The sequence below is a fragment of the Mycolicibacterium setense genome (assembly GCF_000805385.1).
Taxonomy (GTDB): Bacteria; Actinomycetota; Actinomycetes; order Mycobacteriales; family Mycobacteriaceae; genus Mycobacterium; species Mycobacterium setense.
Window position 1 is genome coordinate 14,012 of the sequence record NZ_JTJW01000001.1, and the last position, 21,227, is coordinate 35,238.

20 protein-coding genes are annotated in these 21,227 nt (G+C 67.9%); 9 read left to right on the forward strand and 11 right to left on the reverse strand.

The window, feature by feature from the left end; all coding sequences use genetic code 11:
• Positions 1-29: 29 nt before the first annotated feature.
• The 6 genes from QQ25_RS00090 to QQ25_RS00115 are packed head-to-tail and all read right to left on the reverse strand — an operon-like array spanning position 30 to position 4,912.
• Positions 30-716 (reverse strand): hypothetical protein, encoded by a 687-nt coding sequence (locus QQ25_RS00090; protein ID WP_039376500.1) that lies wholly within the window; start codon positions 714-716, stop codon positions 30-32.
• The gene (locus QQ25_RS00095; RefSeq protein WP_039376750.1) at positions 713-1,624 is read right to left on the reverse strand and encodes a VWA domain-containing protein; all 912 of its coding nucleotides are present in this window, start codon (positions 1,622-1,624) and stop codon (positions 713-715) included. Before QQ25_RS00095 ends, QQ25_RS00090 begins: the two co-directional genes overlap by 4 nt.
• The gene (locus QQ25_RS00100) at positions 1,621-2,583 is read right to left on the reverse strand and encodes a hypothetical protein (protein WP_039376502.1); all 963 of its coding nucleotides are present in this window, start codon (positions 2,581-2,583) and stop codon (positions 1,621-1,623) included. The genes QQ25_RS00095 and QQ25_RS00100 overlap by 4 nt, the downstream gene beginning before the upstream one ends.
• Complete coding sequence (locus QQ25_RS00105; RefSeq protein ID WP_039376504.1) at positions 2,574-3,047, reverse strand: hypothetical protein; 474 nt, start codon at positions 3,045-3,047, stop codon at positions 2,574-2,576. The genes QQ25_RS00100 and QQ25_RS00105 overlap by 10 nt, the downstream gene beginning before the upstream one ends.
• Complete coding sequence (locus QQ25_RS00110; RefSeq protein WP_039376506.1) at positions 3,037-3,903, reverse strand: DUF58 domain-containing protein; 867 nt, start codon at positions 3,901-3,903, stop codon at positions 3,037-3,039. Before QQ25_RS00110 ends, QQ25_RS00105 begins: the two co-directional genes overlap by 11 nt.
• A gap of 7 nt (positions 3,904-3,910) precedes the next feature.
• On the reverse strand, positions 3,911-4,912 hold the full coding sequence (locus tag QQ25_RS00115) for an AAA family ATPase (RefSeq protein WP_039326522.1): 1,002 nt from the start codon (positions 4,910-4,912) through the stop codon (positions 3,911-3,913).
• Positions 4,913-5,053: 141 nt separating this feature from the next.
• Here QQ25_RS00115 and QQ25_RS00120 point away from each other — a divergent pair, with 141 nt between their 5' ends.
• Positions 5,054-5,947, forward strand: a complete 894-nt coding sequence (locus tag QQ25_RS00120) for an LLM class flavin-dependent oxidoreductase (protein ID WP_039376508.1) — start codon at positions 5,054-5,056, stop codon at positions 5,945-5,947.
• A gap of 57 nt (positions 5,948-6,004) precedes the next feature.
• Complete coding sequence (locus QQ25_RS00125) at positions 6,005-6,457, forward strand: VOC family protein (RefSeq protein ID WP_039376510.1); 453 nt, start codon at positions 6,005-6,007, stop codon at positions 6,455-6,457.
• Here QQ25_RS00125 and QQ25_RS00130 read toward each other — a convergent pair.
• On the reverse strand, positions 6,430-9,276 hold the full coding sequence (locus QQ25_RS00130) for an MMPL/RND family transporter (RefSeq protein WP_039376512.1): 2,847 nt from the start codon (positions 9,274-9,276) through the stop codon (positions 6,430-6,432). The genes QQ25_RS00125 and QQ25_RS00130 overlap by 28 nt on opposite strands.
• Positions 9,277-9,314: 38 nt before the next feature.
• Here QQ25_RS00130 and QQ25_RS00135 point away from each other — a divergent pair, with 38 nt between their 5' ends.
• Positions 9,315-10,049: a TetR/AcrR family transcriptional regulator gene (locus QQ25_RS00135; RefSeq protein WP_082017346.1), complete on the forward strand. Its 735-nt coding sequence runs from the start codon at positions 9,315-9,317 to the stop codon at positions 10,047-10,049.
• Positions 10,050-10,073: 24 nt separating this feature from the next.
• Here the strand turns inward: QQ25_RS00135 and QQ25_RS00140 are convergent, their stop codons facing one another.
• Entirely contained in the window at positions 10,074-11,255 is a 1,182-nt protein-coding gene (locus QQ25_RS00140; protein ID WP_039376514.1) for a zinc-dependent alcohol dehydrogenase, read from the reverse strand.
• 143 nt (positions 11,256-11,398) lie between these two features.
• Here QQ25_RS00140 and QQ25_RS00145 point away from each other — a divergent pair, with 143 nt between their 5' ends.
• On the forward strand, positions 11,399-11,839 hold the full coding sequence (locus QQ25_RS00145; RefSeq protein WP_082017368.1) for a flavin reductase family protein: 441 nt from the start codon (positions 11,399-11,401) through the stop codon (positions 11,837-11,839).
• A gap of 3 nt (positions 11,840-11,842) precedes the next feature.
• Here the strand turns inward: QQ25_RS00145 and QQ25_RS00150 are convergent, their stop codons facing one another.
• Positions 11,843-12,562, reverse strand: a complete 720-nt coding sequence (locus QQ25_RS00150; RefSeq protein ID WP_039326529.1) for an NUDIX hydrolase — start codon at positions 12,560-12,562, stop codon at positions 11,843-11,845.
• Positions 12,563-12,614: 52 nt separating this feature from the next.
• On the reverse strand, positions 12,615-12,992 hold the full coding sequence (locus QQ25_RS00155) for a nuclear transport factor 2 family protein (RefSeq protein WP_039326531.1): 378 nt from the start codon (positions 12,990-12,992) through the stop codon (positions 12,615-12,617).
• Positions 12,993-13,148: 156 nt separating this feature from the next.
• Between QQ25_RS00155 and QQ25_RS00160 the strand changes: the two genes are divergently transcribed.
• The gene (locus tag QQ25_RS00160; RefSeq protein ID WP_110803495.1) at positions 13,149-13,757 is read left to right on the forward strand and encodes a cutinase family protein; all 609 of its coding nucleotides are present in this window, start codon (positions 13,149-13,151) and stop codon (positions 13,755-13,757) included.
• Here the strand turns inward: QQ25_RS00160 and QQ25_RS00165 are convergent.
• Complete coding sequence (locus QQ25_RS00165; protein WP_039376754.1) at positions 13,708-14,565, reverse strand: adenylate/guanylate cyclase domain-containing protein; 858 nt, start codon at positions 14,563-14,565, stop codon at positions 13,708-13,710. The two genes, QQ25_RS00160 and QQ25_RS00165, sit on opposite strands and share 50 nt — an antisense overlap.
• A gap of 122 nt (positions 14,566-14,687) precedes the next feature.
• On the opposite strand from QQ25_RS00165, the gene QQ25_RS00170 reads away from it, so the two are divergent.
• From QQ25_RS00170 to QQ25_RS00185, 4 genes are all read left to right on the forward strand, one after another.
• Positions 14,688-15,161 carry a carboxymuconolactone decarboxylase family protein gene (locus tag QQ25_RS00170; protein ID WP_039326535.1) on the forward strand — a complete coding sequence of 158 codons (474 nt, stop codon included), beginning with the start codon at positions 14,688-14,690 and terminating at the stop codon, positions 15,159-15,161.
• Positions 15,162-15,251: 90 nt separating this feature from the next.
• Positions 15,252-17,786 (forward strand): DEAD/DEAH box helicase, encoded by a 2,535-nt coding sequence (locus tag QQ25_RS00175; protein WP_039376516.1) that lies wholly within the window; start codon positions 15,252-15,254, stop codon positions 17,784-17,786.
• Positions 17,787-17,843: 57 nt separating this feature from the next.
• Positions 17,844-20,009, forward strand: a complete 2,166-nt coding sequence (gene helR / locus QQ25_RS00180) for an RNA polymerase recycling motor ATPase HelR (protein ID WP_110812333.1) — start codon at positions 17,844-17,846, stop codon at positions 20,007-20,009.
• Positions 20,002-21,222 carry an FAD-dependent oxidoreductase gene (locus QQ25_RS00185; protein WP_039326538.1) on the forward strand — a complete coding sequence of 407 codons (1,221 nt, stop codon included), beginning with the start codon at positions 20,002-20,004 and terminating at the stop codon, positions 21,220-21,222. The genes helR and QQ25_RS00185 overlap by 8 nt, the downstream gene beginning before the upstream one ends.
• Positions 21,223-21,227: the final 5 nt, after the last annotated feature.

A 21,227-nucleotide genomic window follows, 5' to 3' on the forward strand; every position in this document is an offset into this window, starting at 1 on the left:
ACCGATTCAACGGGCCGACTGACCCGAATCTAACCTGCGGCCGCGTCGCGCAAGATCTGTTGTAGCCGGTCCAGCGGATCCCCCGAGGTGGGATCAAGGCGGTTCTGCGGCTGTGTGCGCGACGCATCTCCCGACATCGGCGGAGGTGCTGCCGCCGGGGGCGGGGGCTGCGGCGGCACGGCTGGCGGCACGGCTGCAGCCGCGTCGATCTTGCTGTTCAACCGTTGCGGCGTGTCATCGCGGACGGCGTGCCGATCGGGGTCAGTGTCGGCGTTGCCGCGGAAACATCCGGTCGGTGCCCGGTCCACCACATCCCGCGCGGCCAGATAACGGTTCATGGCAGTCTGGCTGTCCGACATCGCAGCGGCCCGGTCACCGAGTGTCTCCCGGACGAGTTCCAGATTCACTCGCGCCGAACACGATTCATCGGCGTCCAGGCGTTCCACCGCACCGGCGAAGTGCCGGTCGGCGTCGGCGAGCCGGTCCTCCAGGACGGCCAGCGTGCCCGCGGCGAAATCGGCCTTGCCCGGCTCTACGACATTGAGCGTCTGCAGCATCGCGACGTCGCCTGCCAACGACTCGGTGTCGCGGTCGGTGAAGCTGGACCCTGCGGAGTTGCCGATCACCACGACCGACAACAGTTTGACGACGGCGATCACGAGCACCAGCACCACCGGCGCCGAGTACACCAGCAGCCTGCGCCGCAGCGCGTTCATGATCCCGGCCCCACATCGATCGGCTGCATCCTGCGGAATTCTCTCAGCACGAGATAGAACTCGACCAGGATCAGCAGGGCCGCAGCCGCGGCGAAGCCCCAGTACAGCTCGACAACGCTCCGGTCCACGGCCGGCCCAGGTCTCTGACCCGGTGCCCCGTCGCCGGGTAGGGCGGCGTCCAACGGTGTCGCGTCCGTGCGCGAGACGAACGGAACCCCGATCTGCCCGGCGACGCCGCGAAGGGCCTGCGCCCCGGCACTTCCGTAGCCCAGCACCGCGCCACCGTCCACCGAATTCTCGGGCAGTTGGAATTCGCGTTGTGGCGCTTCCGATTCCGTGGCGCCGGCGCCCAGATAGAAGACCAGATTCTCGGCGCGGGGAAACTGCTGGACCGCGGTGATCAGCTGGTAGCGCAGCACAGTGGCCGCTGCTCCGACATTGGTGTCCGACGCGACCGGGTATGGATCCAACGCGGTGACCACCGGACCCAGACTCCAGGTGTCGGCAGACAGCGGCCAATCCACCGACGGGCGGCCGGAGAAACTGATCAAGGCGAACCGGGCGCGGGGATACCGCTCGATCAACGCCATGATGTCGGCGTGTGCGGCCGTCATCCGGGACCGGTCGCCGACGTCGCGCTCCGACATCTCCGGCGAGCGGTCAAGGATCAGGAAGATGCTGGGTTCGCGGTCCCCGGCCGGGCGCGCCACGGTGTCGGTCGCCGCGCCGGCCACCGGGCCCAGACCGGCCACCAGCAACAGCACGCCGGCCGCCGTCAGCGCCCACCAGCGCCGACGAGCGGGCCGCCCACCGGATCGGGACTGCCTGAACGTGACGGTGCGGGCCGCGACGAGCGCCACCGCCAGCGCTGCCAACAACAGCGGCGGGACGAGCGGCTCAAGCCTCATCGCCGCATCACCACCGGCCACCACCACAGCACAGCCAGGGCAAGCAATCCCAGCGATACGGGTACGCCCGGCGTCTCGGCGGATCTGACGTCCGCACGCTCGTCCGTCGACCCCGGCGCCGGTGGATTGGCCCGGATCTCGGCGAGATGCCCGGCCACGTCGGCCGCATCCGAATACCACCGGCCGCCGGTGCTGCGGGTCAGTTCCGCCACGGCCCCCTCTCCGGAGCCCGGCGTGATCGCGTTGACCTGGACCCCTGCCTGCACCGCCAGGTCGCGGAGCCGGTCCGGGGTGAACAAGGGCGCGCCCTCGCCGGTGCCGGGCTGGGATTCGGGACCGATGTAGATGAGCGAACGTCGTTGCGGGGCCTTCTCGTCAAAGGACGGGAACCCGGTCAGGCACATCGCCAGCACATCCTGGACACCTTCGGTGTAATCGACGTAAGACACCGGTGCGACCAACGGCCTGGAGCCTTCCTGGCGAGCGGCGGCATCGAATTGCGCTGCGGCGTACTGATAGTCGCGGGTGAGTGGGATGACCCGCCGGTTGGCCGAGGTGAGCCCGATCCGCTCGGTGCCGAAGGTGCGGACCCGCTCGGCCAGGTACCGCATCGCGGCGCTGACCGCGGGATCGCTCGCCGGGCCGCCCGCACACACCATGATGTCCTCGGGGGTCGCGACCTCGGTGCTGCGGTGCCACGACGGCAGACCCGTGGGGCGGGCGGCCACCACAACCGACGCCGCGAAGGCGACCGTCAACATCACCATCGCGACCACCGCCGAGATGGTCCGCAGCCGCGCGGCGCGCACATACTCGGGCAGCCGGGTGAGCCGCGCGGTGTTGGCCAGGGGCCTGAGCTCGCCCGGGTCGGGCGGCTGCCGCAGCAACATCGCCAGGCCCACACACCCGGCCAGCGCCAGGCAGCCCACGATCGCCACCACCCACCAGATCAGGTCCATCCGCGGATCAACTCCTCGGCGGTGTCGCTGGCCGTCCCGGCGTCGAGCTCCGAGCGGTGATTGAACTGAATATCGGTGAGCTGAGCCAGGATCGGAGCGGCGGGCGCGGCAGCGCTGTCGGCGATCGCATCGACCTGCATGTACTGGGCCCGGACCCCGGTGACAGCGTGTACGAAGGATCGCAGTTCCCGGCTGAGTGCCGCGCCGGCGGGCGCGGCACTCAGATCACCCGAGCGGTAACGGTTTCCGATGGTTCGCACCGCCCGGGCCGACCGGCGCCGCAGAAACTCTGCCCGTGCGGCGCCCAGGACGGGGAGGTCACGCACCGAGCGCTGTCGCGACGTCAGCGCGAACACCGCGAGATACCAGCCGCACAGCAACAGGATCAGGCCGATCGCGGTCCACAGCCAGACCGGTGAGTAGGGCATCGGACCGATCACGTGGCGCAGCAGGTCATCCGGCACGGGCGTACACCTCGGTCATCGCCGTCAACGCGGTCTTGATCCGCAGACTGCCGGGGATCCGGGCGTGCGGTATCCGCTGCAGCGTCAGGAATTCCGAAAGCCTCTCCCGCCGTTGCGCTTCCGCACGCTGATAGGCCTCGATGACGTGCTGGTCCAGATCGGTCAGGATGGGCCGGCCATCGGTGACCTCGTAGCCGCGGCCGGCGTCGGGATGCATATCGACGGCGGGCATGTCGCCGATCAGAGCCCACAGCACGTCGTGGCGGGCAGTCAGCGGGCGCAGCACCTCGACCAACCTGTCGTCGACGTCCGGTTCGTCGGACACCACGAAGATCAACAGCCGGTGACGGTAATGGCGGGCCACCCATTCGAGCTGGACCAGGATGTCGCTGGGGCCCGGATCGTCGGTGGTGTGGTGGTGGAACCGGTGCAGCATGCTCTCGATGTGCGTCTCGCCCCGGCGCAGCCGGATGTCGACGTTGCCCCGGCGGTCCCCGAGGACCATGGCGATCTCATCGGAGCGGGGCAGCGTCATCAGCCCGATCGCGCCGATGATGTTCTGGGCCACAGTCCTTTTCAGCTCACCCGACGGCGCCAGCCCGCAGCTGTTGCGACCGGCGTCGGCGATCACCAGGACCTTGTGGTGCTTTTCGGAGACGAACCGTTTGATCAGCGTGTGCCCGGAACGGGCCGTGGCCTTCCAGTCGATGTCACGAACGTCGTCACCGGGGACGTAGGGCCGCAGCTCGTCGAACTCCAGGCTGCGGGTGTGCACCAGGGCGTAACGGCCGCCTTCGAGCAGCCCGCCGGCGTCACGGCCGACAAACGCCCTGGCGGAGTCCAGATACCTGCCCATGGCAGCCTCACGGGACCTGGACCGCGCGCAACACCGCGTCGACGACGGCGTCGGGGGTGACCCGAGCGGTGGCCGCTTCGAATCCGAGGATCAACCGGTGCCGCAGGACCCGGTGGGCAAGCCGGGCGATGTCGTCGGGCACCACATGGTCACGGCCGCGCAGCACAGCCAGGGCCCGTGCCGTCTGGCAGAAGGCGAGCGTGGCACGCGGGCTGGCCCCGTACTCGATGAGCCGGGCCAGATTCGCCGGCAGGTACTGCCCCGGGGTGCGGGTGACGGCGACCAGGCGGCTCGCATACTCGACGAGGGCACGGTCCAGATACACCGAACGGACGATCCCCTGGGCCCGGCGCACGTCATCGATCGTGACGACCGGGGTGATTCGGTGGTCCCGGTCGTACAGCCCGGCGTCCATCCGGGCCGCGATCTCGACCTCCTCCTCCACCGAGGGGTATCCCACGATCTCCTTGAGCATGAACCGGTCGGTCTGGGCCTCCGACAACGGATATGTGCCCTCCTGGTCGACGGGGTTCTGGGTGGCGATCACGAGAAACGGCTCCGGAATCGGGTATTCGACGCCGGCGATCGTGGTCTGCCGTTCCTGCATCGCCTCCAGCATCGCGCTCTGGGTCTTGGCACTGGAGCGGTTGATCTCGTCGAGCAGCACGATGTTGGCGTGGACGGGCCCGAGCTGGGTGGTGAAAGAGTTGTGGTCGGCGTCGTAGATCTGGGTTCCGACGATGTCGCTGGGCAGCAGATCGGGTGTGCACTGGATTCGCCGGAAGCTGCCGTCTATGGACTCGGCGATCACCCGCGCGGCCAGCGTCTTGGCCAGGCCCGGAACGCTCTCGATGAGCAGGTGCCCGCCGGCCAGCAGCGCGACCAGCATCGACTCGCGGAGATGGTCCTGGCCCACCACCCTGGAGGCGAACGCCGAGGTCACCGCGCCCACAATGCGCTGGGCTTCGGCGGCGTCGCGCTGGTCAGCCTGCAATCGCGGTGCCGTCATGGGTCCTCTCCGGTTCAGTCGTCCCCCTTCCCCAGACCCAGTCGATGTACCCAAACTTCGCCGATGTCATGCGCGGGCGCGGGTTGCCGCGACGACTACCGTCGGGAAACAGCCGAGTCCGACGTCGAGAGGGTGCTGAGAATGACCGACTACCACCGCCCACTGCAGTTCGGGCTCTTCGTCACGCCTGGCGCGGACATGCTCGACAACACGCTGGCCCTTGCGGCGCTCGCCGACCGGCACCTGGACTTCGTTGCCATTCAGGATCATCCGTACCAGGCCAAATTCCTGGACGCGTGGGCGCTGATGGCAACCGTGCTGGCCCGGACGCAGCGGGTGAAGGTGATCCCCGATGTCGCCAGCCTGCCGCTGCGGCCACCGGCGGTACTCGCCAAGACGGCGGCCAGCCTCGATGTCGTATCGGGTGGCCGCTTCGAACTCGCCCTCGGCGCGGGCGCGTTCTGGCAGGCCATTGCGGCGATGGGTGGACCGAACCGCACCCCCGGGCAGGCCGCACGGGCTCTGGAAGAAGCAGTTGAGGTCATCCGGCTGATGTGGTCGGATGCGCGGTCGGTGCGATTCGACGGCCAGCACTACCGCTTGTCCGGGGTTCACCCAGGACCGGCTCCCGCCCACGACATCCAGATCTGGCTCGGCGTGGGTGGCCCGCGCATGTTGCGTTTCCTGGGCACCAAGGCCGACGGGTGGGTGCCGTCGAACAGTTATTTCCCACCGGACAAACTGCCTGCGATGCAGCGCCAGATCGATGACGCGGCTGCTGCAGCCGGTCGTGATCCTGCGTCAATCGTGCGGGCCTACAACATCTTCGGTGCGGTAACTCAGGCAGGCGATGCCGAGGCCTTCAACGGGTCGGTAGCCCAGTGGACGCACGAATTGACCGCCCTGGCCGTGGAGACCGGGATGGACACGTTCCTGCTCGGCACGCCCGGCGACGATGCGACTCAGGCGGCGGTGTTCGCCAACGAAATCGTTCCTGCCGTGCGTGAAGCCGTGGCGAGTCATCGTCGAGATTAGCCACAGCACCGGACCGGGTACCCAGGCCGCACGTCACCACGCGGAAGGAAATCGGATATGAATCGCAATGATTCGCTGCCGAACCCGGAGTCGGGTTTGTTGTTGACCCACTTCCTCACCCTCGCCGATGTGCCGCGTTCGAGGGCTTTCTACAGCGAGGTGCTCGGCGGCGAGGTGGTGATGGGCGAAGACCCGTGCATCGTCAAGCTCGCCAACAGTTGGCTGATCATGAACCCCGGAGGTGGGCCCACGCCCGACAAGCCGGACGTGACGCTGCACCCGCCGACCGATCCGCACACCGCTACCAGCTTTCTGAACATCCGGGTGGCCGACATCGAAGCGTGCTACCGCGAGTGGAGCGCGAAGGGTGCCGAGTTCCTGACGCCACCCATCGACCGAAAGGCCGAAGTGCGCAGCTACATGCGCGATCCGGACGGCTATCTCATCGAGGTGGGGCAGATGACCGGTCTGCTGAGCGGTGTTCACGCCGGGACAGGCTCATCGACCTGACGTCGGCTGACTTTCCCGGCGGTGCGGCGCGGCCACCAGAACCAGCGGCCCAACAGCACGGCGATGGGCGGCACCACGAAGGTCCGCACCAGCAGGGTGTCGATCAGCAGACCGATGCCTATCGTGGATCCCACCTGGGCGATCGTCACGACACTGGCGCCCAGCATCGCGAACATGGTCAGCCCGAACACGATCCCCGCAACGGTGACGACGCTGCCGGTGCCTGCGAAGGTGCGGATCGTGGCAGTCCGGACTCCGGCCCCGGACTCGTCGCGCAACCGCATGGCCAGCAGCAGGTTGTAGTCCGCGCCGACGGCAACCAGGGCGATGAACGCCAACGCCGGGACCGCCCAGTGCAGGGGCTGGCCCAACAGAAACTGCCAGATCGCGACGCTGGCGCCCAACGCCGAGGCGTAGGAAAGCGTGACGGTGGCCAACACCACGGCCCCGGCGACCGGGCTGCGCAGCATGGCGGCCACGATCAGGAAGATGAGCACGAGCGTGGCGATGACGAGCAGCGTGAAGTCGTGGCGCACATAGGTGATCAGTTCTGCCGTGGCCGTTCCCACCCCGGTGAGCTCGACGAAGCCGCTCTGCGCCAGCGGGGTGTCCTTGAGCGCTTCGGCAGCCGCGATGCGGATCTCGCCAGAGCGTTCGGCACCGTCGCGACCCCAGGATTCGCCGTCGCCGTAGACCAGCAGCCGCGTCGCACGACCGTCGGGAGAGAACATCATCTCCATCGCCCGGCGGTACTGCGGGTCGTTGAAAGTTCTTGGCGGCAGGTAGAACCCGCCCTCGGAAGTGCCGTCGAAATCGGTGCTGAGCTGGGACAGGTAGCCGGTCATCTGCTGCATCTGCGGCCCGACCGTACCCAGGCTGGACCGCAAGGTGGAGGTGAGGCCGCGCAGCTGGCCCAGCGCGGCGCGCATCGTCGCCACGCCCCGTGCCGCACCGTCGAGTGAGTTGGTGGCGCCGGCGGCACCTTCCTCGAGCGCACCCGCACCGCCGGCCAGAGTGCCCGTCGCACTGACCGCGTCGTCGAGCGGCGTGACGATCTTCTGCACGGCGGCACAGATCGGGTTGGCCGCACAATCGGGATTGCTGTTGACGAATTGGCGTAGCGGATCGGCATATCCGGACACTTCCCGCAGATTGCCCTGCAGCCCGGCCATGCCCGCACCGATGTCCTGTGAGCCCGCCCCGACGCGGTTCAAGCCGTCGACAGCACCGGTCAGCCCGCGTTGCATACCGTCCAGGGATGCATCGAGCTGTCCGATCGTAGCCGCGACGGTGTCCACGGAGCTCATCCCGCTGATCGCGGATTGTGCTGTGCTGTCTAATTGTTCGCCGATCTGGCCGGCCTGATAGGTCAACGTGCCTTGGCGCACCGGGGTGCCCGCGGGCCGACTGGCGGACTGCACCGTGCGCACGCCGCGCACCTCGAGGACCTTGCGGGTGACGCGCTCGATGGTGATCAGCCCGGCCGGGGTGCGCAGGTCACGGTCGGCCTGGATCGAGACGATCTCGGGTAGCAGCCGGTTGTCCGGGAAGCCCTCGCGAACGGCCTGGTAGCCGCGGCTGGAGTCGGTGGTGGCCGGCTGTGCGCTCAGCTCCGCGAAGCTGACCTGGGCACCGAGCAACGGAACCGTGCAGACGATCAGGGCACCGACAGCAACCACCAGGACGGGGCCTGGCCAACGGGCGACGCCGGTGCCGATCCGGCGCCATCGACGGTTGATCCGCGCTGCCCGCGGCTCCATCCATCCGCGGCGGCTGAAGAAGCCGATCATGGCCGGGGTCAACGTCAGCGCACCCAGCATGGCCGCGAGAATGCCTATGCCACTGGGTATCCCGGCGCTGCGCAGAAAGCTCACCTTGGCGAAGGTCAGACAGAACAGTGCCGTGGCGATGGTTGCCGACGAGCCCGCGATCACCGGCGCGACCCGACGGTAGGCGTCGGCCAGCGCATCCGGCGGAGCCAGGCCGGCGCGCCGGTTCTCGTGATAGCGGCCGAGCAGGAAGATGCCGTAGTCGGTGCCGGCGCCCAACACCATCGCCGACATCAATGCCACCGAGAAGACCGACACCTCGATCGTGCCGTGCTCTCCGAGCAGGGCGACGACCGGACGCGCGAGCGCCAGCGACAGCCCGACCGACGCCAGCGGGACCGCCGCGGTGATGGGCGAGCGGTACACGAACAACAGCAGGGCCGCGATCATGCCGACCGTCAGCACCGTGATCTTTGCCAATTGCGCGTCCAGAGCCGCGAATTCATCGACCAGGCTCGCGCCGGGGCCGGTGACGTATGTGCGCAGCCCCTCGGGTGGTCCGGCGGCATCGACTGCTGCGCGCAGGGCGCCGACCGCCTCGGTGGCGGTGCTGCTCCCCAGTTGTCCGGAGAGCCTTGCCATCAGATAGGCCGCCCGATGGTCCTGACTTCCGAATACGGCTGCCGCAGTCGGGTCGTCCCACAGGTCCATCACCGATTCGACGCCGGGAGTATCCGTGCGCAGCCGGTCGGCCAGGGCGCGGTAGTAGCCGCGGTCGGACTCCCCGAGCGTCCGGTCGGCATCGAGGACGACATAGGCGATGTTGTTGCTGTCGGAATCCCCGAACAGGGTGCCCATCCGTTGCGCGGCCCGAGTGGCGCCGGAGTCGGCCGGAAAGAAGGCCCGCGACTGCTCTTTCACGACGTGTTCGAGTTGAGGCACCGCGAGGTTGCCGAGGCCGGCCAGCAGTAGCCAGGCCGCGATGACCAGGAGGGCGTATCTGCTCGCCACGCGTGCAACGGACTCCAACATCGCTTCCCGCCCCTCCATAACAATGTTATTGGCAGGTATAACATTGTTATGGCAGCATGTCCAGGACGATGGCGACCATGGGAATTCGCGAAGGCCTGATCGAGGAGAGCCTGCAGGTCCTCGAGGAGAGCGGGCCCGAGGCACTCAACGCACGCATGCTGGCCAAGCGGATCGGCGCCTCCACGATGGCGGTCTACACACACTTCGACGGCATGCCGGGCCTGTACGAGGCGATCGTGCGCGAGTCCTACGTCCGCTTCGGTGCATACCTGCGCAGGCGCCCCGACAGCGACGATCCGGTGGCAGATCTCCTCGCCTCCGGGCTGGCCTATCGCGAGTACGCACTCACCTATCCGCAGCGGTACCGGCTGATGTTCGGGATCACGTCGCCGTCGATCACCCTGCCGATCGGTCGCGACCTCACGGTCGACGGCAACCCGGCGGCGCTGTCCGAGATCAACTCTGTGTACGCCCAGATTCCCGCTTTCGTGCGGCGCTGCATGGATGCCGGAGCCATCGACGAGGGGGACCCGGTGGCCGTGGCCGCCCAGATCTGGACCATGATGCACGGCTACGTACTGGCAGAGATCATCGGTGTTTTCGGCACCGACGGCGGCGGCGTCGCGCGGGTACTCGCGCCGCACATCACCAACCTTCTGGTCGGCCTCGGCGGTGACCGCGAACAGATCCTGCAGTCGTTTCAGCGGCTCGAACCGCCTGCCACGCCGCCACGCCCGCGCACTCCCGCGACGGCCACGGTGCGGCGCGGGCGCCGGAGCCGCAGAACGTGACCGGCCGTGTGGGCCGCGAAACGCCTACGGCCTCAACACGATTTTGACGGCACCGTCCTTCTTCTTCTGGAAGATGTCGTAGCCGTGGGGCGCTTCGTCGAGGGGCAGCACATGGGTGGCGAAATCGTCGACGCCCAGTGGGTCGTCATCGCCGAGCAACGGCAAGATGTCACCGACCCACTTCTTGACGTTGGCCTGGCCCATCCGCAGCTGAATCTGCTTGTCGAACAAGGTCAGCATGGGCAGTGGATCGGCCATGCCGCCGTACACGCCGATCAGCGAGATGGTGCCGCCGCGGCGCACGATGTCGATCGCTGAGTAGAACGCGTCCAGTCGGTCCACGCCGGCCGTCTGCATCATCGGTTTGGCGATCGAATCAGGCATCAATGCGGTGATCTTCTGCAAGGCCGAGGCCACCGGCGAGCCGTGCGCCTCCATACCGACCGCATCGATCACCGAATCCGTGCCACGGCCGTCGGTCATGGACCGCACCACGTCACCCACCGGTTCGTCGAGCGAGTTGAGATCGATCGTGGTGATGCCACGATTTTCCGCGCGGGCCAGCCGTTCCCGGATGCGATCCACCGCGATCACGCGATAGCCGAGGTGGTCTGCGATGCGGGCCGCCATGTCACCGATCGGCCCGAGCCCCAGCACCGTCACCGAGCCGCCCTCGGGAATCTCGGCGTAGGCCACGGCCTGCCACGCGGTGGGCAGTACGTCCGAGAGGTAGACGAACCGGGAATCCGGCGGACCGTCCGGCACCTTGATGTGGGTGAAGTGGGCCTGCGGCACCCGAAGGTATTCGGCTTGGCCACCAGGGATCTGGCCGTACAACTCCGAATAGCCGAACAGCGCCGCACCCATCCCCTGGTCGCGAACCTGGGTGGTCTCGCATTGCGTGTAGAGATCCTGATCGCACATGAAGCAGTGCCCGCACGAGATCTGGAACGGGATGACCACGCGCTCGCCCACCGACAGGCTCCCGACTCCCGAGCCCACCTCTCTGACGATGCCCATCGGTTCGTGCCCCAGGATGTCGCCCGGGTGCATGAAAGCACCGAGCACCTCGTAGAGGTGCAGGTCCGAACCGCAGATGTTGGTCGAGGTGACCTCGATGATCGCGTCGGTCGGCTCTTCGATCTTCGGGTCCGGCACGGTCTCCACCCGGACGTCGCGCCGGCCGTGCCAGGTAACGGCTTTCACAGGTGCACTCCCATCGCTGTCGATGTCGCTGAGGTGGCTACCCCGCACGATGGGTGCCAAACCGGCACCGCGGCGGCGACAATGGTCTGGTGGCGCAGAGCTGGGAAGGTTTCGACGGATTCGTCGGGCTGCTCGACTATCCGATGTTCGTTGTGACGGCACATGGCGCGGACGGACCGGCGGGCTGTCTGGTCGGGTTCACCACGCAGGCAAGCATCGATCCACCTCGATTCCTGGTCGGGATTTCGAAGAAGAACCACACGTTCGCCGCGGCAGACACGGCCGATCATCTGGGAGTGCATTTGCTGGCTCGGGACGAGCTGGAGCTGGCCCGCTGGTTCGGTGGGCAGACCGGTGACGAGGTCGACAAGTTCGCCCGGTGCGGCTGGAGGGCCGGCCCCGCCGGGGTGCCGATCCTCGATGCCGCTCCGGCCTGGTTCGTCGGTGCGATCCTCGACCGGGTCGACCTCGGCGACCACGTCGGGTATCTGCTGAATCCGGTCACCGGCCAGGCCCCGGACGAGCCGCAGCCCTGGGTGAGCCTCACCGACGTGGCCGACCTGTCGCCCGGACACGAGGCCTGAGCGCTACTTCCAGGCGAAGACCGGCTGTTCGAGTTCGTCGACCGGATCGGTGCGGCCCTCAAGGGCCAGCCACCGCAACTGCAACAACACCGCGCCGGTCGGGGCATGGATCAGGTCGTTGCCCAACGGAATCTGCACCACCGGGCGCGGACTCTCCGGGATGGTGATGAAGCGGGGCGAATCCTCACGTTGCAATTGATGCAACCCCACCCGGTAGGCCGCCACCACCTCGTCGGGCGACGGGCGCAGATCCAGCCGGCCGCCACCCCAGATCACCACCGGGGTGATGACGTACCCCGAACGCGTCGGATAGTCGTCGAGCAAGCCCAGAACCGCCGAGTCGGGCAGGTTGACCCCGACCTCCTCGTCCAGTTCCCGCAGCGCCGCCTCCACCGCGGTCTCTCCCGGGTCCAGCCGGCCACCGGGCAGCGCCCACTGCGCGGCATGTGAAGACAGCCGAGATGCCCTGCGGCACAACAAGAACGCCGCGCCGCCGGAAACATCCACCATGCGCCCGTCGAGCCCGGGTTCCGGCATCGGCCGGCCGTCGATCCACTCGTCGACGGGAGCCGGATCCACCCGGTCCTCACCGAGTTCGGAGTCGACCAGCACCACCGCGACGGCCGCGTGCCGCTTCGTCGGATCGGTCACGGCGCGGCGCTCGTGCCCCGCCAGATGCGCCCCGATGCGTTCGCGCAGGGCTTCGTCGTAGGCGATCGTCACCGCTCGACCATATGCGGAGGGCCGGCGGCCCGACCGCCGAGGTGACGCGCGGCTACTGGTCCGGCTTGCGGGTCTGCTGATACAGCGCGAGCTTCCAGGTGCCGTCGACCCGGTGGTAGACGCTGGACATGGCGCCCACGAACGCGGGCTCCTCCCCGTCGCGATAGGCCGTACCGACGTAGACCAGAACCGCGTTGTCGTCGTCCACGGCGATCAGCCGCACGCCGCTGATCTCATAGGCACGCCACGGCGGGGATTGCGCGAGTGCGCTGACGACGGTGTTGCGGTCCATCACCATGCCGTTGGCGAGCACCATGACAGCCTCGGGCAGCATCAGCTCACCGTAGAAATCCGCGCCGGTCGACTCGCACAACGAGTCCCATCCGGCGCGTTCGATGTGCAGGAGTTCGTCGAGAACGTGGCTGGTCACCGGTAGGTGATACCCGTTACCCGGATCCGATATGCCTGGGCATCGCTGTTAAAACAGTGGTAGAAGTGACTAGTGGGTGTCAAGGTATCGGCCCTCGCGGGCATCGCAGCAGTGGCTGCGGCCGCCGCGGTGGGCACGGTCTCCACGCCCTTCGCGATGCCCTCGGCCTCCGCCGCGCCGGACTGCCCTGACATCGAGGTCGTCTTCGCGCGGGGCACCGACGAGCCCGCGGGCATCGGAAACGTCGGCAAGGCGTTCGTCGAGACGCTGCGTCCCATGGTCAAAGGCTCGACGATCGGCACCTACGCGGTGCAATATCCCGCATCGTGGGATTTCATGAAAGCCGCCGCCGGCGCCACGGACATGAGCAAGCGCGTCCAGGCCACGGCGGCGCGATGCCCCAAGACCAAGATCGTGATGGGCGGCTACTCGCAGGGCGCGGCCGTGGTGGACGTGGTGGCCACCTCACCCATCGCGGGGCTCGGCTACACGGCTCCGCTGCCCGCCACGGTGGTGCCGCGGGTCGCCTCCGTCGTCGTCTTCGGTAATCCGTCGGCGCGTCTGGGCCAGCCGTTGACCCGGATGAGCCCGGACTTCGGTGCCAGGACCGCCGATCTGTGCAACACCAACGACCCCATCTGTTCGCTCGGCCGGGACTGGAATGCGCACGTCAGCTATCCGAAGTCCGGCCTGATCAAGCTGGCCGCGCAATGGGTCACACGTCACGTCCAGCCGCCGCCTCCAGCGCCCGCTGCTCGACGCTGACAACCGGGTAGAGCCGATGGGTCCCGGGAAGACCCTTGAGTTCGACTTCGCGGGGCGCACCCAGCCGGACGTCATCGAGGTGTTTGACCGCCTCCTCGACCGGCTCGCTGACCAGGATCTCGCCGCCGTCGGCCTGACCGGCGACACGGGCCGCCATCGCGACATCCAGCCCGAACAAGTCGTCGCCGCGGCGCACCGACGTACCCATGTGCACACCGATCCGGACCCGGATCGCCTGCCACCGCTGCGGGCTCTCGGCCAGCGCGCGCTGCACATCCGTGGCGAACCGCACCGCGTTCTCCGGATCGGCGAACGCGATCATGAACCCGTCGCCCTGGGTCTTGACGACGTGACCACCGTGTTTGTCGACGCGTGCCTGGACAAGCTTGTTGTGCTTCTCCAGCAGCTTCACCCAGGCCCGGTCACCCATCGCCGCGTTGTACTCGGTCGAACCTTCGATATCGGAGAACACGATGACGACGCGGCCATCGGCAGTGAGCCGGGCCAGATCCGGGCGTTCGACCTGGGCCCATCCCGCCAGATCTTCGATGGAATTGCGCACGGTGGCGCCCAGCCCCTTGTTGATCAGCATGTCCGCGGTCTGGAAAACCGTCTTGATCGCCATCGGCGCCACCCCGCGACGGCGCCTGCGGCGGCGGTCCTCGTCCTCTGACCGCATGCGCTCGATCTCTCGCCGGGCCTTCGTCAGCTGCCGCCGGCTCACGATGAACAGCACGAGGAACGTGACGAACGCCCCGAACAACAGCACGACGACCACCAACAGGACGGACTCAAGGGTGGTCGGTATCGGCACCCGGTGATTATCGGGCACGGCGGCCGGACGCAGGCAACGCCGCGTCCGGCGCACATGTCACATTTCGTCGATTGGCGGTGTCTTGAGGGGGTAATCACCATCGACTAGGAGTCACCATGGATGCTCGTTTGAATCTGTTCGAGAACCCGACCGCCGTCAAGATGCTCAAGTACGTCACCTCGGCCGGCAGGGTGATCACAGACTCGGCGCTGCCAAAGTCCACGCAGGAGCTGGTGGCACTGCGCGCCAGCCAGATCAACGGCTGCGGCTTCTGCACCGACATGCACACCAAGGATGCGGCCCTGGCCGGGGAAACCCAGCAGCGCCTGCACCTGGTGGCGGCGTGGCGCGAGGCGACCGTGTTCACCGAGGCCGAACGCGCGGCCCTCGAGCTGGCCGAACAGGGCACTCGCATCGCCGATGCGGCGGGCGGGGTCAGCGACGAGGTGTGGGCGAACGCGGTCAAACACTACGACGAGGACCAACTCGCCGCGCTGGTGTGCCTGATCGCTTTCATGAACACGGTCAACCGTTTGAACGTGATCGTGCAGCAGCCCGCAGGCGGCTACCAGCCGGGGCAGTTCGGATAACGGCGCCGGGTCGGTCCCGGCCGGTGCACCGTATGGGGTACCGACCGGGACGATCGCCGGTGCGGGCGAACTGGCACGCTGGTCATCAATATGACCACTCCCCTGCTCGACGATCCGAACGACCTGTCGGCGCTGCGCGCCAAGGGCGGCGACGCCGACACTCTGTTCACCGACTTCGCCGGCTGGGCCGAGGCCAACGGCACCACGCTGTACCCGGCCCAGGAGGAGGCGCTGATCGAACTGGTCAGCGGAGCGAACGTGATCCTGGCGACGCCGACCGGCTCAGGCAAATCCCTGGTGGCCACCGGTGCGATCTATGCGGCGCTCGCCGCGGACCGCGTCAGTTTCTACACCGCCCCGATCAAGGCGCTGGTCAGTGAGAAGTTCTTCGCGCTGTGTGATGTGTTCGGGGCCGACAATGTCGGCATGCTCACCGGGGACGCGTCGGTGAATGCCGACGCGCCGATCATCGCGTGCACGGCCGAGATCCTGGCCAACCTGGCGCTGCGGGAGGGTGCCGACGCCGACATCGGCCTGGTGGTGATGGACGAATTCCACTTCTACGGCGACCCCGACCGCGGCTGGGCCTGGCAGGTACCGCTGCTGGAACTTCCCAAGGCCCAGTTCCTGCTGATGTCGGCGACGCTGGGCGACGTGACCTTCCTGCGCGAGGACCTCACGCGCCGCACCGGACGTCCGACCGCATTGGTGGCGGGTGCGGAAAGACCTGTGCCGCTGTTCTTCTCGTACGCCACCACGCCGATGCACGAGACCATCGCCGACCTGCTCGACACCAGGCAGGCGCCGGTCTACGTCGTGCACTTCACCCAGGCCTCGGCACTGGAGCGGGCCCAGGCACTGATGAGTGTCAACGTCTGCACCAAGGAAGAAAAAGCCGCGATCGCCGAACACATTGGCAGCTTCCGCTTTTCGACGACCTTCGGCACCACGCTGTCACGGTTGGTGCGCCACGGCATCGGTGTCCACCACGCCGGCATGCTGCCCAAGTACCGGCGCCTGGTGGAACAGCTGGCCCAGGCCGGGCTGCTCAAGGTGATCTGCGGCACCGACACTCTCGGCGTCGGCATCAACGTTCCGATCCGCACCGTGGTGTTCTCCGCCCTGTCCAAGTACGACGGCACCCGGACGCGGCTGCTCAACGCTCGCGAATTCCACCAGATCGCCGGACGGGCCGGCAGGGCGGGCTATGACACCGCGGGCACCGTCGTCGTCCAGGCGCCCGATCACGAGGTGGAGAACCTCAAACAGTTCGCCAAGGTGGCCGACGATCCCAAGAAACGCCGAAAACTGGTACGCCGCAAGGCACCCGAGGGCATGGTGCCGTGGGGAGAGGCCACCATGAACCGGCTGATGGAAGCCAGCCCCGAAGCCTTGACCAGCAACATGCGGGTGTCCACGGCGATGATCCTCGATGTGGTCGACCGCCCGGGCGACCCATGCCTGGCGATGCAACGACTGCTCACCGACAACCACGAGCCCCGCAAGCGGCAGCTGAAGCACATTCGGGAAGCGGTCGGCATCGCGCGCTCACTGCTGCAGGCCGGGGTGCTCGAACGTCTCGACGCTCCCGACGAGGGCGGGCGCCGCTACCGGCTGACGGTCGACCTGCCCCCGGACTTCGCGCTCAACCAACCGCTGTCGACCTTCGCACTGGCCGCGGTCGATGTGCTGGACCCCGAAGCCGAGAGTTATGCGCTGGACGTGGTTTCGGTGATCGAGGCCACCCTGGAAGACCCCCGTCAGATCCTGGCCGCCCAACTGAACAAGGCCAGAGGCGAGGCCGTGGCACAGATGAAGGCCGACGGCATCGAATACGACGAACGCATCGAGCTGCTCGACGAGGTCAGCTATCCCAAGCCCCTACAAGAACTGCTGGAACACACCTACGAGGTGTACCGGCAGACCAATCCGTGGGCGGCCGACGGACACCTGTCACCCAAGTCGGTGGTGCGCGAGATGTGGGAGCGCGCGCTGACCTTCCGCGAATACATCAGCGTCTACGGGCTGACCCGCTCCGAAGGTGCCGTGCTGCGCTACCTGTCCGATGCGTTCAAGGCGCTGCGCTCGGGTGTGCCGACCACGGCCCGCACCGAAGCGCTGGCCGACATCGTCGAGTGGCTGGGCGAACTGGTGCGCCAGGTGGATTCCAGCCTGCTCGATGAGTGGGAGCAACTCACCAGCCCGGATCAGCCACACGATGTACCTGTGGCAGTGCCGACCCGGCCACGCCCACTGACGGGCAACGAGCGGGCGTTCACCGCGATGGTGCGCAACGCGTTGTTCCGCCGCGTCGAGCTGTTCGCCCGGTCGCGCTGGGACGAGCTGGGAGCGCTCGACGCGGCGAGCGCGTGGACGGCCGAGCGCTGGGCCGAGGCCGGCGAGGCGTATTTCGACGAACACGCCGAGGTGGGCACCGGAGCCGACGCACGTGGGCTGGCGTTGCTGATATTCGATCGGCAGCCTCAGGTGTGGCGCATTCGACAGATCCTCGAAGACCCTGCCGGAGATCACGATTGGGGCTTCGATGTGGAAGTGGACCTGGCCGCCAGCGACGAGGAGGGAACCGCGGTGCTGCGTATCGTGGACGTGGGCCGGATGGGATAGGGAAGATCGACTGACTCTGTGCCATTTTCACGGGCAAGCAAGAGAACTGAGGGCTACGTGCCAGCTGACGCACACGACGACGAATTGAAGTCGGAACAGAGCTATGTCGACGGGCTCTATACCCGCCTGGACGCCGAGCGCACCCGGGTGCGCGACCGCTACCGCACCGCGCTACGCGAGCACGGCGGCTCCGCGGTGGAGCGCGACGCCGAGGTGCGGGCGCTGGCCAAAGAGGGCAACCGGCTCGACGTGGCCGACAACGGGCTGTGCTTCGGGCGGCTGGAAACCGTTGCCGGAGAACATCTCTACGTCGGGCGCCTGGGCATCTTCGACCGCGACAACGACTACGAACCGTTACTGCTGGACTGGCGGGCACCGTTGGCCCGCCCGTTCTACACCGCCACCGGGGCCCATCCGGAGAACATGCGCAGGCGGCGCCAGTTCCGCACGCTGGGGCGCCGGATACTCGACTTCACCGACGAGGTGCTCGGCCGGCCCACCGGAGAAGACTCCGGCGATGCGGCGCTGCTGGCCGCGGTCAACGCCCCGCGCGGCGAGGGCATGCGCGACATCGTCGCGACGATTCAGGCCGAGCAGGACGAGGTGATCCGCAACGAGCACCTCGGCGTGCTGGTGGTCGAGGGCGGGCCCGGGACCGGCAAGACCGTGGTGGCGCTGCACCGGGTGGCGTACCTGCTCTACACGCACCGCGAGCGGATCGAACGTCACGGCGTTCTGGTGGTCGGCCCCAACGAGGCATTCCTGAACCACATCGGCCGGGTCCTGCCCTCGCTGGGTGAATCCGACGCGGTGTTCATGACACCCGGCGACCTGGTCCCCGGCCTGCACGTCACCGCCGAGGACGCGCCCGAGGCCGCAGCGATCAAGGGCTCACTGCAGATCCTCGACGTGCTGGCCGCCGCGGTGGCCGACCGCCAGGCGGTCCCGGACGAGCCGATCCTGATCGAACTGCCCGATGTCACCGTGCGCATCGACGCCGAAACCGCGCAGTGGGCGATCGAGGAGGCCCGCGAGACCGGGCTGCCGCACAACGAGGCCCGCGCGACATTCCGCGACATCGTCACCTACGTCCTGACCGAGCGGGCCGTGGCCCGCATCGGCAAGGGCTGGCTCGGCCGCCAGGACAAGGCGGCCTGGGAGGAGCTGCGGGCGAGCGTGGTCAGCGAACTCGACGACAACGCGGCATTCGCTGCCGCACTCGATGCGCTGTGGCCGATCCTCACCCCGGAAACCCTCCTCGCCCCGCTGTATTCGTCGCCCGAGCGGCTGGCCGCGGCCGGCGCCGATGCCCGGCTGTTCCGCGCCGACGGAACCGCCTGGACCATCTCCGACGTGCCCCTTCTCGACGAGCTCGTCGACCTGCTGGGCCGGGACAAGGCGGCCGACGAAGCCGCCGAACGCGAACGGCGCGAGGAAGCCGCCTACGCCGCGGGGGTTCTCGACCTGATGATCGCCCGCGAGGATCTGATGGACGACGAAGACCACCTGCTGGCCAGCGACCTGATCGACGCGGAGGACCTGGCCGACCGGTTCCTCGAACGCGATACTCGCGAACTCGCCGAACGCGCTGCGGCCGACCGGGATTGGACCTACGGTCATGTTGTGGTCGACGAAGCCCAGGAACTGTCCGAGATGGACTGGCGGGTGCTGATGCGTCGTTGCCCACGGCGGTCCTTCACGGTGGTCGGCGATCTGGCCCAGCGCCGCTCGGCGGCCGGGGCCCGGTCCTGGGGCACCATGCTGGAGCCGTATGTACCCGGCCGCTGGGTCTACCGGACACTGTCGGTCAACTACCGCACCCCGGCCGAGATCATGGCGGTGGCCGGTGCGGTGCTGGCCGAGTTCGCCCCGTCTGTCACGCCACCGGAATCGGTCCGCGCCTGCGGGGTGCAGCCGTGGTCAAGGCAGTTGAGCGCCACCGAAATCCCCGCTGCTGTCGAGGAATTCGTGCGCGACGAAGCGGCGCGAGACGGCACCAGCGTGGTGATCGGGCCGCCCGATGTCCCCGGCGCGGTGGCACCGTCGGAGACGAAGGGCCTCGAGTTCGACGCCGTGCTCGTCGTGGAGCCCGCCCGGATCCTGGCCGACGGCGATCGGGGTGCCGCCGAGTTGTACGTCGCCCTCACCCGTGCGACGCAGCGCCTCGGGGTCCTGCACACCGGACCCCTGCCTGCCGCGCTGAACGGACTCGCCCATGCCTGATGCCCCTGCACCGGAAACCACCTGCGTGATCGTGGGTGGTGGGCCCGCCGGGATGATGCTCGGGCTCATCCTGGCCCGGTGCGGAGTGGCGGTGACCGTGCTGGAGAAGCACGCCGATTTTCTGCGGGATTTCCGCGGTGACACAGTGCATCCCAGCACCATGCGGATGCTCGACGAGTTGGGCCTGTTCGACGAGTTCGGCAAGACCGGCTACAGCAAGGTGGAGAAGGCGGAGTTCCCGGTCGACGGCGAGCCGGTGACCTTCGTCGACTTCCGCCGGCTGCGCCAACCGCACCCGTACGTGGCGATGGTGCCGCAGTGGGATTTCCTCGATCTACTGGCCGACGCCGGGAAGTGCGAACCCAACTTCACCCTGCTCATGCAGACCGAGGTGACGGGGCTGTTGCGCGACGGTGAGCGGATCACCGGCGTGCGCTACACCGGCCCGGACGGGGCCGGCGAACTGCGCGGCGAGCTCACCGTCGCATGTGACGGGCGCACGTCGGTGGTCAGGCGGGAAGCCGGGCTGAAGACCAAGGACTATCCGGTGCCGTTCGACGTGTGGTGGTTCCGGTTGCCGCGCACCGAGGACGGCCAGTACTCGCTGATCCCGCGTACCGGGCCGGGCCGCGCGCTCATCATGATCCCCCGGACGGGTTACTTCCAGGTGGCCTACCTGATCCCCAAGGGCAGCGACGCCGCGCTGCGGGCCCGCGGCCTGGACGCCTTCCACACCGAGCTGGCCGAGCTGATCCCCGAAGCCGACGCCGGCACGCTGACCTCGTGGGATGACGTGAAACACCTTGACGTACAACTCAACCGCCTGCCGCGTTGGCACCGCGACGGGTTGTTGTGCATCGGCGATGCCGCGCACGCCATGTCACCCGTGGGCGGGGTCGGTATCAACGTCGCGATCCAGGATGCCGCCGCGGCCGCGCGCCTGTTGTACCGGCCGCTGCGCGAGCACCGGGTCACCGAATCCGACCTGGCCGCGGTGCAGCGTCAACGCTTTCTGCCCACCACCGTCACCCAGGGCTTTCAACGGATCCTGCACCGTCAGGTGATGAAGCCGGTGATGGCCGGTGCCGAGATCACCCCGCCGGGCGTGCTGGGCAGCATCATGCGCCGGTTCCCCCAACTCAGCGCCATCCCGGCCTATCTGGTGGGCACCGGAGTCCGGCCGGAACACGTGCCCGAGCCGGCCCGCCGTTAGGTACC